Raw genomic sequence first — 15,086 nt, forward strand, 5'->3', positions numbered from 1 at the left:
AGTTTCGCTCCTGGACACCCTGGGAACAGATCAAGCTGGATATCGAAGATAATCCAGCCATTCCCGTGGTTTGGAACGATCGCCTGTTCTTGTTCTGGCTACGTATTGTTAAGCAGCCTCTACTCGATCCAAACAAGATGGCTATAAAGTCTGACCCTACGGGTTCAGATAACAAAGAGCAACCAATCGCTAATGTGAGCCTCAGGAAAGTCAAAGAAACAGCAAAGGAGGAAGCAACTGCGAACACTAAAGTTACTGTCCAAGCAATACTTTGCTGGAGTGAATACTATAACGGCAAATGGCAAGCGACAAAGACTTCAGACATCAATAAACCAGTCGATTTAGGAGAGTTTAATGTTGCTGGGAACAATGCTTTCGATCGCTCAACTGTGCAGATTGAAGCCCTTGAATGGTCTAGAGGATTGAGAATTATAATCAAACGTGATTTAACAGAAGTTTCTTACTTTGTTTTCTACAATACGCATTCCTTGCCAGTACGTCAAGAAGTGGGGCGTTCTATGCCACCTGAGATTCAACGCCCTTATCCACACTATTATCGGATATTAAACGCTGAAAACAACAGCCTGAATATTTCCTATTGCAAGCTAGATACCCCTTTGTCAGGTTCTTCGTTTATGCGGAACTTTCTCCAACTTCCTGTGGGCTTAAATTACCGATTTACTGCTCCTAACCATAACCTGCCAAAACCCTGGGTCGCTCCATTCTTTTTTGAAGATAATCAACATGTGTTCTATGTCACGACCCAAGATAGCCCAGTGACTATTTCTGAATTTAAGGGATACAGGCTTAAAGGTGCGGAATATCTCCAAACAGCATCAGCCCAAATATCCCCCACAGTAGTTCAGACGGAATTGCAGCCGTTCGATCGCATGGCATCCTTGCTGGCATATACAGAATCAATCAATACTGACCCAGCCATCATCCAACAATTTGTGACTGAAGATGCCTATATCAGCAAAGGCATTGGGGCCACGGGTGCGGTGCGCTACGGCGATCGCAACATTGGCATTGCCGGTATTGTGAATCAACAGCACATCCAGTAAATCCCACTGTTTTAAGGAGAAGATTCATGAAAAACCGCCTGACAGAAGCAATCCATACTCTTGATGATAGAGGAGTTGTTCATTCAACATTCTTTGAGCCTATCTATGAATATCGTCAGGACATAGCATTTACGTATAAGTTTGAGAATTTCTTCCATCCCTTCATTGGCGAATTAATTCAGAAGCTCAACAGAGAGTCATTACCCGGTCTATTAGCTCCCAAGTATCACCAGGATCTGGAAACAAAATTTTTCGACACGTTCTATAAGCTGTTAGCCAACGAGTTAGTCAAGCTGGAGTACTTTCCCAAAGAGATTGATCTGCGACCCGGCGGCCCTTATGCCAACTACAACTGGGAGCTACTGTTTCATGTACCTTTGACGATTGCCGTGCATCTCAGCAAAAATCAGCGCTTTGCCGAAGCCCAACGCTGGTTCCATTACATCTTTGACCCCACCAGCCCCGACAACTGCTGGAAATTCCTGGCTTTTCGACAATCAGGCGATGTCATGCAAATTGACGAACACCTGCGATTGCTGAGCAAAGAAGACCTAACACCTGAAGAAGAAAAACTGCGCGAATCGCTTCTTAACGGTTACGAAGCCAGCAAACAAAAACCCTTTCAACCCCATGCGGTGGCCCGCACACGACCGCTTGCCTATCAATACAGCGTTGTCATGAAGTATCTCGATAACCTGATTGCCTGGGGCGATAGCCTGTTTCGTCAGGACACCATCGAATCGATTAACGAAGCCACTCAACTCTACGTCCTAGCGGCCAACCTTCTAGGCCCCAGACCCCAGAAAATTCCACCCACCGGCACCACACAACCCAAGACCTTTGCTCAACTCAAAAACCCAAACTTAGATGCCACGGGTAATACTCTGGTCGATCTAGAGGGCAAATTCCCGTTCAACCTTGGGTTACCCAAAACCCAGAGGACTGATCCCGATGCAGCGGCTCCACTCTTTGGCATCGGACGGACACTCTATTTCTGTATTCCCCACAACGAGAAACTGCTGGGCTATTGGGATACTGTGGGCGATCGCTTGTTCAAAATTCGCCACTGCATGAATATTGAAGGAATTTTCCGCCAACTTGCCCTATTCGATCCGCCCATTGACCCCGGTATGTTGGTCAAAGCTGCCGCGGCTGGGCTTGATATTGGGTCTGTTGTAAATGGCCTCAACCAACCTCCCAGCCCGGTTCGAGCCATCTTGTTTATTCAAAAAGCTTTGGAATTGTGTGGCGAGGTTCGGAATTTGGGTGGGGCATTGCTGTCAGCGATCGAAAAAGGGGAAGGAGAACGGTTAGCCCTGCTGCGCCAAAGTCACGAAATCAAAATTCAACAAATGCAGCAAGACGTTCGATTCTTGCAGTGGGCGCAAGCCCAGGAAACAACTGTATCACTTCTAAAAAGTCGCAACACTGCCCTGGAGCGATTGAAATATTATCAGCGGCTACTGGGTCTTCCATCCGATTCAAATGCTCCCGACAACCTGGAAATTGATTTTTCAAAAATGTTGATATTAACAGAGAAAAATTTTGCTGAACATTACGAAAAATTAGTTCAGCAATATGAAAAACCCTTAAGTTTGCAAAACCTCCAAAATCTACAACATGCATCTGATTCATCAACTGATGGATTTGCAACTTTATTGAGTGGTTCAAAAAGTTCAGGAAGTTTATATCTAAATACCTCTGAAAACACAGAACTTAATAGCCATCTGCCGAGAGCACGCGATACATCTTTATCAGCTTCTGTTTTTAATGTTCTTGCAGCAGCGTTTGCACCCGTTCCCGATCCTGATGTTCATATACATTTTTGGGGAATTGGAGGAAAAATAAAGCTAAAAGTAGGAACAGCTCTCGTTGCTGGTTCAAAAATCATGGGAGATGTTTCCAGCATTATTGCAGGATGGGAGCGTGAGCAAGCGGGTATGGCATCTAAACGGGCTTCTTATGAGCGTCGCGCCGATGAATGGATTTTGCAATATAATCTTGCTGCCCACGAACTGATGCAGATTGGGCGACAAATTCTGACCTCACTGATTGCCGAACAAGTAGCACGGCATGAGTATGAAACCACTAAAAAGCAAATAGAACATTCCCAGGAAGTCGATCGCTTCCTAAACGAAAAATTCACCAACTCAGAACTTTATGCCTGGATGCAGGGCGAAATCTCGCGTCTCTATTACGAATACTATCGCTTTGCCTTCGACACCGCCCGCAAAGCTGAACAAACGATGAAACGCGAACTCATGCGCCCCGAAGTCGATGCCACCACCTACATCAAATTCAACTACTGGGATGGCGGACGCAAAGGCTTACTCTCCGGTGAAGCCCTCTATCTTGACCTGAAGCGCATGGAGATGGCCTACCACGAAAATAACAAGCGAGAGTATGAACTGACCAAACACGCCAGCCTTCTGCAACTTAACCCACTGGCATTGCTCCAACTCCGCACCACGGGTCGCTGCACCGTTTCTCTGCCCGAAGAACTCTTCGATATGGATGGCCCCGGCCACTACTTCCGCCGCATCAAAACCCTCGCCGTTAGCATCCCCTGTGTGACCGGCCCCTACACCAGCATTAACTGCACCCTCACCCTCCTCAAAAATAGTATTCGTATCAAGCCGGAGATATCCGATGGCACTTACGCCCGGATTAATTCCGAAGATACCCGCTTTCAAGATTTCTTCGGAAGCCTCCAAAGCATTGTCACCAGCGCTGGTCAAAACGATAGCGGCTTATTTGAAACCAATCTCCGTGACGAACGCTACTTACCCTTCGAGGGCGCTGGTGTGATTAGCGAATGGCAGTTGACCTTACCCGCCAATCCCAGCAAGGAGGAACCTTGCCAGTTTGACTACAACACGATTTCGGATGTGATTCTGCATCTTCGTTACACTGCGCGTGAGGCAGGCGGATCATTGAAGAATGGGGCGATCGCTAACCTTAAAACTCACATCGAATCTGCTCAAACGGTTGGCTCCGTGCGTTTGCTTTCTGTACGCCATGAGTTTCCCACCGCTTGGGCAACATTCAAAAAGGTTAAACTTGAAGGAATAGTAAAAACAGCCTCATTAACGCTCACTCTACAGCCAGAACATTATCCCTTCTGGATTCAGAACCGGCTCGATAAAGTTCAGATCCGACAATTAGCCTTCTTTGCCCAAACTGCTAAAAATTCGGTAGAGATAACCACGAATGCCGATGGGACTGGAGGTAAAGACACTCTAGTTAAAGATCCTTCTCTGGGTAATTTAAAGACCGGCAGATTAACGAATATTCCGCAACCAGCATCCATCGGTCAATTTGAATTACATTTCAACGATAACTCGATCGATGATCTATGGCTGGCTTTAACCTGGGGTACATAGAGTAGTTTCAAGCCTGAATAATGAAGAGCGATCGCGTCCTTCACACTCTTGAACTTATCACTCAATCCTAACTTTTCTCCATTAGCCTCCAGGAGGTTTCCAATGCCTCAAACTCTGGTTTTAGGTTCCCAAGGTGAAGATGTCAAGTTACTCCAAAGAACCCTCAATCAAAGTTCTCCCACGGCTTTACCACTACTGTGGGTGGATGGAGATTTACAAAACGGCAATTTCTCACATTCGCCAGTACTTACATATGCCGATCATGATTGATGCACCGGATGGTGGAAGTACGATCGAAGTCTTTACAGAAATCGGACAGGAACTCATCGATCACGATCCTGATCATAATCTGTTGCTCAGTGGTCATGCTTACTGGGCCGCCTATGATGGGTTTCCCCATTTGAATGCGATCGTCCAGGCAAATTTGCCGATCGTTTTTGGTGAAATTGCGAATAAACAATACGCAGAGATTCAGGGAAAAAAGTACCAATGCTATTACGACCTGGATGGTTACTCTGAGAGTCACCCACCTCAAAGGGGATTTACCTATCAGGCTTTTTTGAAGCGGTTACAAGACCAGGAAATCGGTTGGCTGGCCTGGAGTTGGTGGAAAGACGGGTGCGCTGCCCGACAGCTAACTGAGAATGGCAATTTTTCGGGATTGACCCGTTACGGCAAAGATCTGGTTCACAATCCAATCTATGGTTTACAGGCAACTGCACAGCGTTCCCAAGCTTTTGATCATTAATTCTTAAGAGAGGAAGTTATGCCCATACCAAACCTATTTGATATCAAATCCTATGGTGCGATCGGGGATGGCATTACGAATGACACCGAGGCGATGGTTAAGGCGATCGCAGCGATTCCTATCACTGGCGGCAGACTCTTTTTCCCATCTGGTACCTACTTAATCGAACGGACACTGACCATTCAAAAGAGGCTCTTGATTCCTGAGTACGTACATCTTGTTTTCGATCAAGGTGCTCGGTTGGAGCCATCCGGCATTGCTGTTTTCCTTCAAGGGGCAGTTACCTGTCATCCTTCCCAGCATGTTTTTGGTGGCACTGGTTTCAACGAGCCAGTGACGAAAAGCAGCGAAGCTCATCCGGATGTCACTGTGAGTGGGAGTGCTTTCGGCAATTACAAATTTGTCGTGCAAATTGAGTCGGGTGGAGCGTTGGGCACTGCAACGTTCAAATACGCTGTAGATAGAGGTATCAGCGATAACAGCTTCTCACCTCCACAGTCAACAGCGGATAACGTTCCCTTACCCCAGGTTGGATTGACCCTCCACTTCCAGCCAGGAAATTACCCAGCCCAAGCCCAATATTCCTGGACATCCCTTGCCCCAATTACCCTTGCTCCCAAAGCCTTTGAACAGATCAGTGTCAGAAATTTTGGTGCGGTTCCCGACTACAAGTCCCCTGCGGATCGAGGAACTGAGAACTGGAAATTCTTCCAGGCAGCCCTGGGTGCTCTGGCTTCCATCCCTGAAGGAACCGGAAATCGGGGTGCCAGGTTATTGATTGATGGACATTATTACCTGGAAGATACGCTGGTTCTTGCAAAGACCGTCATTTTTGAGGGCACCGGCACTAACTTCGGACCACCCTTTGGGGCGACTCGTTCCAGCCCTGGTGCTATGCTGATCTTCCCTGGTAATAAGACTGGTATCCACATTCAGGGAACAAGCGGTTCTTCCCACTCGGCTGAGAGAACTATTCTCCGCAATCTGGCAGTGTATTGCGCTTATAACCGAGGTGAGGCAGCTTTCATTGGTTCTCAAGCAATTCCACCCAATCACCACCAAGGACACGGCATTCATGCCAACGTTCCCTGTACGATTCAAAATGTGATTGTGCAGAACTTCGCTGAGCATGGCATTTTTATCTCAGCCTATGCCGTAGGGTCACACCCTGATCCGAACTACGTTGGTGGTGCGGCTGGAACATACATTAGCAATACACTTTGCGAACTGAATGGTGGGCATGGTTTCTATGTGGCGGGGATTGATGCCAACGTCAGCTTGATCGAAATGTGTGCTGCTACAGAAAACTGGGGCTACGGCTTCCGTGATGAGGGGGGTACTGGCAATACCTATGTTGCCTGCTATGGCCAGGGGAATCTCGGTGAATCTAGCAATCCAGGTGAGCCAGTTAAACCTGGAGAACCCAATGGATACTCGCTTGATCGCCACAATCATGACTTCTATGCGGCGCGCAATGGAATTAATTCCAGCCTGTTTTTGGGGTGCTATAGTGAAGCCTCGATCGATCATATCTATGCACCTGCCTGCGTGATTGGTGGTGCCCTGGCTCAAAATACGTTTATGCCAGATAGCAATGTGTTTGCCTTGAATGGTGGCATTGCCGCGATCTCCCCGCTGATCACGGAATACAAGAATGACCCGAACAGCCCTCGCATCGAGATTGGCGGCCCGCCGATCGCGGCGGGGGGACCTCAACCTATTCCCCATGCCCTTTCATTAATTGCCCGTAAAGCTGGATTACCGCCTGATTTTCTATGGTTGGTCTACCTGGCCATTGGCAGAGGAGAAGTTCACGATTGGTGGGAGTTTCGCAGCAATGATATCTATCATCCGCTGATGCGGTTTCCCACCAGCCAAAGCAATGCCCGCCATCCAGCTCCCTGGATGACCAATGGCCTCTTTATAGGCAGGGATGACATCCCAAACAATCCTATCCACATGACAGCGGCTCCCCTCTCCACCGCTTTGGTACCACCCGCTACGCAGGGCGACGGCGGTTCATCACCCCAGATCTACGAGCGAGGAGACATCATCTGGAACAATGAACCCGTGCCGGGAGGGGCGATCGGGCAGGTATGCATTGAGAGTGGAACCCAAAGCGAACGTATCCGGGGTGAAACTCGTGGTTCGATTACACAGGACTCCTGTGAACTTATCGTGAATGCCGCCAGTCATTTAAGCGTTGGTCAATACATTACTATTCCAGGCATTGGATCAATAGACCTGAATAATCGCAGACCAGATACCCGCAAGATCCTCGCCATCAAAGGGTTAAAAGTGCAGGTGACACTTGATACTGAAGTCGATAAGACCGTTGCTGAGGTTTCCATTTACTTTGGGAAAACCTTCACATCGCTTCAGTCCACACAGGGAGCGATCAGGAGAGGTTCGACTGAATTAGTGGTCGAAAGTATTGCAGGGTTAATGGTTGGGGAATACATTGCGATCGCAGGACTTTCTGGACTCAGGCAGATTAAGGACATCCAGGATCAAACGGTGATCCTTGACCTGCCTGCTACGATAGATGCTCAAAAAGCTGAGGTTATCTCAGGTATGGCATTTGGGATTACCCTTGGCTCCATTGATCAAGGCTCAAAGCACCTTTTGGTTAATGCTCCCACCGACGTTGCCGTGGGACAACCGCTTGTGATTACTGGGGTTGCTGGCATTAAGACAATCGTTGATGTTGAGCATCTGAAACTCACCCTTGACACACCTACAAACACAGCAGTGAATAACGTCCAGGTTGCATTTGGATGCACTGTTGGAACCATGACAGAAAACACAACAGAGATGCTGGTCAACTCAACTGCCCGACTATATGTGGATCAGGCAATTGTGATTGCTGGAGTTGCTCTACCCAGAACGATAACCAACATTGAAGGACAGAAAGTAACCTTTACCCCAGCAATTGCAGAGCATGAGCGATTCAGTAATACTCCCATTGCTCTAAGCAAAATGGTTGGTTTCATCCGGCAAAATACCACGGAATTGCTGCTTCGAGGTCATCAAACACCTGCGGTAGGACAGTACATTCGGATTGCAGGGATTGCCCCTATTCAGAAAATTATTCAGGTCAGGACACTGGCGTTAACCGATAAGAACGAAAAGCAGTTTCAGGTTACTCTACACAAACCAGTTGAGGTCTCTGTGAATGATGCTGATGTATTAATGGATGTTGCTTTTGGGATGACCCTGGGATCAATTCAGTCGGGTTCTACTGAACTGATTGTCAATGCAAGTGCAGGGTTAGAGATCGGTCAGGCACTAGAGATTGCAGGAGTCTCCGGCATTATGAAAATTCTGGATATCCAGCCGTTTGAAGTGATGATCGACCAGCCAGCAGTGCAAACGGTCTCCAATGCGTTGCTCTCCTTCAGCCCTGCCACCTTCTCGACCTTCGGTAGAATTGATAGCTCGACCATTGATGAGATTGATAGCCCCTCCAAAGCCTATGGGGAAAACAAGGTTCTTAATCTGAGCGATCGCTACGTTACCGTTACTGCTCCCGGCAAGACTATGACGCTTCCGGCTACTCCTGTAGATGGGCAGACCCACGCCATCAAATCCCAGCCAGGCATAACAGCAGATGTTGATACTGCCGATAGGCGGACGATTGATGGACAGTTAACTATTCCTCTGGCTGGGGGTGAGTCTGCGACCTTCCGCTATAGTGCTGCCATAGGAGAGTGGGAGCGGCGATGCTGACAAGCAGGTGCTCTGTGTCAGACACGCTTGGAAACTTTAAAGGGAATTTTTAGTGTCATATCAAGATTGATTTTTTCTGCGATCGCTAGCTTGGTGATTAACTGACCCGATAAACAATTAATTACATCCTCATTTTGTAGCCAACTGGATACTGGATAAATCGCCATTGGGCGCAGGTAGTCTGAGCGCTCGCCTTGTTAGGGTGACATCTACAGCAACCTTAACTTGTGTTCCAGGGCTGCCTATGGCTACCAAAACACCCACCCGACCCAAGCAGCAGAAGAGTACCCAGAAGCGATCCTGGCAAAATCTGACTGATCGCCGCAAACTCCGCCATCTTGAAAACACCCTGGATAAAGCCATCAATAAGGCGCTCCAGCAAGGGGGAATTGAGTCCCATGAGGACTTTAAGGCTTACGTCGAGTCGTTTAGTGAGCGATCTGGCAAGGCTCCCATCACGGTTGAGCTTTGCGAGGGTGGTGGCAATGATGATGAAATTCGGGGCTACCGCTTCTATCTCACTAGCGATCCCAGTCAAAGAACCAGCGGCAAGTATCTGATCAAGAACCTGGAAGGTGTTACGGAAAAGGATGAAAACTACTTTACGCCCTCCAACATTGCTGAGATGTTTGGGTTTGAAGAGGCAGAACTTGATGATCTGGATGCCGACTTGGACGATGCGCTTGATCTAGATGACGACTTTGATGAAGAGCCAGATGAGGATTTAGAGACGTTACTAGATGCCGATTTAGATGATGAGTTAGATGAGTTAGGGGATGAGGAGCTTGCTTCGCCTCCGACAGCTAAACATCAAGCTAAAACGTCACCGAAAGCTCAGAGTAGAACTCAATCCAAGACGCAGGTTCAAGGCAAAGCTGGTAAATCCAATCATCGAGACTTCCGCTACCGCGACCCAATGGAGGAAGCGTCGCGGCTCAGTGCTTCGGCTGCGGTAAATGGACGCGAAACCAATGGAGTGAATGTGGCAGGGCTGGCAGGACAACTGGCAACTCTGGGCATTGTGGTTGGGCAGGGAGTGTTAGAAAATCTGGCAGATCAGGATGACGAGGAACGGATTGAACGAATCGTCCGAGAACTTCAGCGGCAGAATGAGCAGGTAGACAACCTGACCAGCCGTTTACAGGAAGCAACAACCGGGCGCGCAACGGTAACGCCAATAACGGAGCCAGAACAAATTGCGGTTGAGAATCCTCTTGCAACTGCGGCTACGACAGTTGGAAGTAAGGTAGACAGGCTGGGTATAAAACTAGATCCTACCTACAAAGCTCAACCGCTGGAATTGGACCGGGAAGCCAGTATCAGCGAACAGCTTGACCAGATTGAGTCATACCTGAAAGGTCTTTCCAAACGACTTGACCGTTTAGAAATTGCGGTAAGTCGTTTGGAGAAGCAAATCGCAGAACAAACCAATTCTTCAATGGTTGAGCCGGAGGTGGATACAGAAGAAGGTCGGGCTGCGGTACCCGCACAAGCGATCGCAGCGTCCAAAGTGCTGGAACAACTTATGGCGCGACGAGCTGATCCTCAACAAGTTTCTTGTGCAGAATCTTTGGTGGGCTTTGCCAGAGTTGCTAATCAACTCTCGGATGATGCTGAGCAAGAAGGAATTGCGATTTCCAGTAACAAAACTCTGCGGATGGAGGAGCAGGGTGACCAGGTGGCGGTCACGTTAGTGTCGCGGAGCGATCTCGCCCTTAACAACAACCAGGGCAATACCCTTTTTGCAGGTAACCGCACCGATGGGCAGTGGGCGATCGCGGAAGATCACCTCAGTGCTGATGAGAAAGCTGTCATTGCTAAACTTCCCCAGTCCAAGCAGGAATACGCCACCAAAGCCAGTGCTCAGGCATTGATTGCCACCTTCCAGGAACGCTTATCGGAGCGATTCAACGGGGAAGCTGAACCTGTATTTACCTGGACAGATCAGGGCAAAGCCAAGTATGAGTTTGAGGTTGTGACGTTACCGAACGGGACTCAATTGCTGCAAGGGTTTGACCCGAACCACAAGGATGAGCAGGTATTTGATGCCATGTTGGTGCCCGGTCAATCGCCAGACATCCTGCATTGCAGTATTCCAATCCGAGAGATGGAGTCAGCCATCAATGAGCAGATACCTGAACAACCAGATGAAAAGCATCTGAATCGCCGTTCTGGTAAAGCGTCTGCCAAACCGAACCGCGAAGAATTGCAAGTTTAATTAACAATCTGGATCAGCATTGATGGAGAACTTATGATGCAAACCATTAAAACCCCAGTTATTGAGTCTCATTTCACTCAACTACGTCGTCGCTCTACTCAACAATTGGTGCATTTCAACCTTACCAAGCCTGATTTATTGTTCATTGGGCTTTGTGTTGCTGTTGTGATTTATTTGTTGATCAAAGAGCCGTTGCTCGTAACTATTTTGGGTTGTGCCAGTGTAGTATTCCTCAGCCTCTGGCATTTGATTAAGACAGTACCCATTTTGGAAAAATACCTGGGTGCCAGAATTCGTTTCTGGCATATTGCCTCCCTCATTATTGCGATCACGGCGCTGCTCAACACCTTCGCGGCACCTGCCCAGGCTATCTTTCTCAGCGGGTTAGAACAATTTTTTGTCAATTTGGCTCAGCAAAGTTCACAGGCAGGTGGAGGCACTGCCACGCTGGATGCCAATGTGATCGGGCTAATTTTCAACTTGATTCGAGGGGTGTTTTTATTACTGGTTGCGGCTGCGTCACTTTTTGCTTATAACCAGGCGCAGCAAGGAAACGACTGGCGACCGATCGTAACCCAGGTAGGACTGGCATTTGCGATCGTCATTGCGATTGATGTGGTCACGTTTATCTTCGTAGGAAATGGCACAGGAACTACCGCTGGTGGTTGATTTGGCAAAGTGAATTGGAATAGCTATGGAACGGGATTTCAATCGAGAATTCATTAAAGTCAATCGAATCTTAGGTAAGCAGGCGAGTATTGGTCCGATTCCGGCAGATCAACTGGGTCCCTGGGTTGCCATTGTTGTTCTTTGCTATGTCATCACAAATGGATTCCTTAGTTTGGGTCTTGGCTGGTTCTTTGGAGCATCATTCTGGTTGATTGCAAGTTGGTGGATTCTGACGGGAAATCAACCCCATCAATTTCTCGATCGCTGGCGTAATCCGCCGGGAACCGAGTGGTGTAACGGCAACAAAATCTATGTTTCGCCTATCCCAGACCATAGACCAACCTGGATTCGCAAACGTTATGGTGATGCACGGGTCAACATTCGGCTGAAACCAGTGCAAGTGCCCAATCAGTATGGAGGCAAAAGTACGTTTATGCCATTCCAGAATGAAGTCAATATCTGCTGTATTGCAGAAATCAAAAAAGATGATCGTGAAGTGGCTGCACTGTTACTAGAGAAAGGTAAATCTCAGTATCAGCTTGTGTTTGGATTTCATGTTGCTGGACTGCACGATGTGCTGTACGACAGTGAGGTGAATGCGTTTGCTCATGCCATTGAAGAAGGGATGAAAGAGTTACCGATCGGTGAACGGATTACCTTCTGTACAGGTTGTTCAAGTGATGATGCAGCGAGACAAGAAGAACTGTCTACCCTGGCAGAGGAATGCCAATTAAAACCTGTTTCTGTGCTGACTCGAAATGAGCAATTACGAGTGCAGCAACTTGCTCAGGGAGGAACGCGGCAGACCTGGAATCAACTTGCTTTTTGTACCTGGACGAGTGATGACGAAGCAGGTACAAAACACAAAGATTTGGTTGGCGGACTGATCGAGCGGTTAAGAAAAACGGGTTCCTGGGTAGTCGAGCAGATTACAGGAAATAAGCGGGTTTATCAAGAAGCATTTTTCAAAAAGCTTTTACTACAGGGGTTTCAACAGGGGTTTATTCAATGGGAAGTCTTGCTCAATACTAAAGTGGGGCTGGAGGTAACGCCCTGTAGCGCAGCAGATCTGTGGCAGTGGCTCTGGAGCCGATTCAATCAAGGCGTTGCGCCTCCCATTCCGCAGGTCATTACTTTAAAGGAGACCGAAACTGGATTGGAACTGACCGAAACTGTGACGACGGACAAGCACCTATGTACCTTGCTCGTTGAAGGAACCCAAGGGCGTGCTGCTTGCCCAGAGCATCGCGGTGATCACGATCGGATTTACCTGACGGGAAGAGGTAAGGTCTGCGGTGTGATGACGATGACCGATCCACCGATGGGCTGGACGAGTACCAGAGAACATTTGAAATGGGTCTGGAAAATTCTCTCTTCGAGCTATGTGCATGACACGGAAGCCTGGATTGAAATCAGCCGTGGCAACGACTTTTTTATTCAGGACAACCTGGCACGGCAGGCAAAGCAGTCCAAGGCAGCTCGCACTATTGCGGTTACGAAGGGGCAGGGGCGAGATGTTGGGGCTGAAATTAAGCAGGAAGAGTCCTTTGAGGCACAGCGCCGTCTCTATGAGGGTACGAAAGCGCTACACTGTGCGCCAGTCTTTTTGGTCTATCGCAACAGTGCTGAGGAGTTGACCCATGCTTGTAATTTGCTGGCGAACAGTTTTGAAACGGCGAAGGTGATTCGAGAGCGCCATATTGCCTGGGAAATCTGGCTCCAGGCATTACCGATTACTTGTAAGCGTCTGTTGCATGGCAACAATCTGAATGAGCGACGATTGACCCTTGATACACATACAGTGGCGGGAATTATACCCCTGACGATGCCGAAGGATATTGATCGATGCGGTGTAGAGTTTTTAACCGGACGCGGCGGCAAGCCGATCTACATTGACTTGTTTCATCATCAGATTGGACGGGCGCTGATCACCGGAACGTCAGGTTCAGGTAAGAGTGTATTGGGCTGGCGATTTGCCATGGAAGCTCTGGCAAATAACATTCCAGTGGTCGGGATGGACATTTCTTCCAGTGGTAATAGCACATTCAAAACAGCGATCGAACTCTTAGGTGATCAAGGAGCGTATTACGACATCTCCAGTGGTAGCAGCAACCTGCTGGAGCCTCCCGATCTACGCCGCTTTGATAAGTTGGAGCGAGATCGCCGTATGGAGTCCTGGAAGGACTTTATTCGTCGAGCATTAAGCGCAATCGCAATGGGGAAAATCCATAATCCTCATCTGGCACAACGGGTAGATGCGTTGTTGATTAGAGCGTTGGATGTCTTTCTGCGTGACCCAGAAATCATCACTCGTTACAATCGTGCATTTGAAATGGGTTGGCGATCGCCCGAATGGCAACAGATTCCAACCTTGCCAGACTTTATCAAATTCTGTACCCGTGAACGGTTAAATCTCCGCTCGTTTGAGGATTTGGATCGACACTCGCTGAACCAAATTCAAAGCCAGGTGAGCGCGTTGCTGGCTTCACGCTTGGGCAAGGCGATCGCCCGTCCGAGTACTTTTTCGCCTGAACCTGCGATCAAGTTCTTTGCTCTCAGCGGTTTGACTAATGAGCAGGATGCTTATCTGATGGCAATTAATGCCCACGCTGCCTGTATCCGCAATGCACTTTCCCATCCGCGCAGTTTATTCATTGGCGATGAGCTATCGGTGTTGCTTCGCAGGGATGGATTTGCCCAGATTGTCGGGGAGACTTGTGCAACAGGGCGTAAAGACGGTATTGCCGTGCTGTTGCTCTCTCAAGATCCAGATACCATTTGTGAGTGTTCAGCCGGTTCGCAAATCATGCAGAACATTAATTATCGGATTACCGGACGCATTACCAGCAGCGGGATTAACTCTTTTCAACGGTATCTTGGCTACCCTCCTAACATCATCAGTCAGAATGCCACAGAAGCATTTTTGCCTCGTAGCAGTGATCTCTACTCTTGCTGGTTGTTGGAACTGGGTGGTCGATTCTGGAGAACTCGTTTCTACCCCGGTGAATTGATGCTTGCCAGCGTTGCGAACAATCAGGATGAACGCGAAGCGCGCGATCGGGTGATAGCACACTATTCTCTCACTTCCAAAGGCAGGCTACTAGGGCTGAAAGCGTTTGCAGATGAATATATTCCGGCTTTGCGGGAAGGTAAAGGGTTTAGTCATATCGGGCAGGGTTTATCTGTAGAGAAATCGGAGCGATCGCCCCAACAGGAGGATTATCCCAGTGACCCTGCTGAGCATGATCAACATTCACTTATTGCACGTTAAGGAG

7 protein-coding genes are annotated in these 15,086 nt (G+C 48.3%); all 7 read left to right on the forward strand.

What is annotated here, in order from left to right; genetic code table 11:
• Nucleotides 1-1,064, forward strand: a 1,064-nt coding sequence (locus H6G21_RS15845; RefSeq protein ID WP_199307253.1) for a neuraminidase-like domain-containing protein, incomplete at its 5' end; no start/stop codon positions are given.
• 26 nt (nucleotides 1,065-1,090) lie between these two features.
• Nucleotides 1,091-4,447 carry a toxin gene (locus H6G21_RS15850; RefSeq protein WP_190574407.1) on the forward strand — a complete coding sequence of 1,119 codons (3,357 nt, stop codon included), beginning with the start codon at nucleotides 1,091-1,093 and terminating at the stop codon, nucleotides 4,445-4,447.
• 139 nt (nucleotides 4,448-4,586) lie between these two features.
• The gene (locus tag H6G21_RS15855; RefSeq protein ID WP_190574408.1) at nucleotides 4,587-5,195 is read left to right on the forward strand and encodes a hypothetical protein; all 609 of its coding nucleotides are present in this window, start codon (nucleotides 4,587-4,589) and stop codon (nucleotides 5,193-5,195) included.
• Between the two features lie 18 nt (nucleotides 5,196-5,213).
• A complete protein-coding gene (locus H6G21_RS15860) occupies nucleotides 5,214-8,924 on the forward strand; it encodes a glycosyl hydrolase family 28-related protein (RefSeq protein WP_190574409.1) in 3,711 nt (1,236 codons plus the stop codon).
• Nucleotides 8,925-9,168: 244 nt separating this feature from the next.
• Entirely contained in the window at nucleotides 9,169-11,142 is a 1,974-nt protein-coding gene (locus H6G21_RS15865) for a hypothetical protein (RefSeq protein ID WP_190574410.1), read from the forward strand.
• A gap of 33 nt (nucleotides 11,143-11,175) precedes the next feature.
• Nucleotides 11,176-11,811 carry a hypothetical protein gene (locus tag H6G21_RS15870; protein WP_242041873.1) on the forward strand — a complete coding sequence of 212 codons (636 nt, stop codon included), beginning with the start codon at nucleotides 11,176-11,178 and terminating at the stop codon, nucleotides 11,809-11,811.
• 25 nt (nucleotides 11,812-11,836) lie between these two features.
• Nucleotides 11,837-15,082, forward strand: a complete 3,246-nt coding sequence (locus H6G21_RS15875) for a hypothetical protein (protein ID WP_347278033.1) — start codon at nucleotides 11,837-11,839, stop codon at nucleotides 15,080-15,082.
• Nucleotides 15,083-15,086 lie beyond the last annotated feature (4 nt).

It is taken from the genome of Alkalinema sp. FACHB-956, assembly GCF_014697025.1.
In the GTDB taxonomy this organism is placed as follows: Bacteria; Cyanobacteriota; Cyanobacteriia; order Leptolyngbyales; family Leptolyngbyaceae; genus Alkalinema.

Coding starts and splice junctions, on each gene's coding strand:
- H6G21_RS15850 (WP_190574407.1), top strand. CDS start 1,091: ATGAAAAACCGCCTGACAGAAGCAATCCATACTCTTGATGATAGAGGA.
- H6G21_RS15855 (WP_190574408.1), top strand. CDS start 4,587: ATGTCAAGTTACTCCAAAGAACCCTCAATCAAAGTTCTCCCACGGCTT.
- H6G21_RS15860 (WP_190574409.1), top strand. CDS start 5,214: ATGCCCATACCAAACCTATTTGATATCAAATCCTATGGTGCGATCGGG.
- H6G21_RS15865 (WP_190574410.1), top strand. CDS start 9,169: ATGGCTACCAAAACACCCACCCGACCCAAGCAGCAGAAGAGTACCCAG.
- H6G21_RS15870 (WP_242041873.1), top strand. CDS start 11,176: ATGATGCAAACCATTAAAACCCCAGTTATTGAGTCTCATTTCACTCAA.
- H6G21_RS15875 (WP_347278033.1), top strand. CDS start 11,837: ATGGAACGGGATTTCAATCGAGAATTCATTAAAGTCAATCGAATCTTA.